Origin of the sequence: Pseudomonas sp. 67(2021), assembly GCF_017491835.1 — a bacterium.
GTDB lineage: Bacteria > Pseudomonadota > Gammaproteobacteria > Pseudomonadales > Pseudomonadaceae > Aquipseudomonas > Aquipseudomonas atacamensis.
This window is the reverse complement of record NZ_JAFGYL010000090.1, coordinates 1-464: the sequence shown is the minus strand read 5'-3', so window position 1 is coordinate 464 and position 464 is coordinate 1. Positions and strand designations below refer to the sequence as shown.

The 464-nt window shown below is 45.9% G+C and carries 1 protein-coding gene; it reads left to right on the top strand.

Translation table 11 applies throughout. The features are described 5' to 3' along the window. Positions 1-464 (top strand): LPS export ABC transporter periplasmic protein LptC (lptC, locus tag J5M66_RS26655; protein ID WP_207817548.1); only part of this gene is annotated, 464 nt, incomplete at both ends.

The following is a 464-nucleotide window of genomic DNA, read 5'->3' as shown; positions in this document are numbered from 1 at the left end:
ATGCTGCATCAAATGTCTCGTCCGATGTAAATGCAGAACAACTCAAACAGCGCATAAATGAGACCTATCCAGGTGAAGCATTCTTTTCGCAATACTATGTCGACAAATCCTCAGCTGAGGCACAGCAGCGGCAGGAAAAATACTTAAGTTCAGCTTATTGTGAAGGCACCTGGGTGACCCCGATTGCTCCAGATGCAGCAACCGTTGCGCCAGATCAGGCTACATCCACCATTACTGCAGATTATGGTCACTACAATCCAGCAGGTGACTCTTATTTAGAAGGCAATGTCATCATTGACCAGCAAGGTCGCCAGATTCGTGCTGAACGCGTAACGATTGATCAAACCCAAACCTATGCCAAAGCAGAAGGTCGTGTACAACTTGCTCAGGGTGGCCTGCTCTCGCAAAGTGATGATATTAATTATAATTTAAAGACCCAAGAAGGCGACCTAAATAACAGCTTC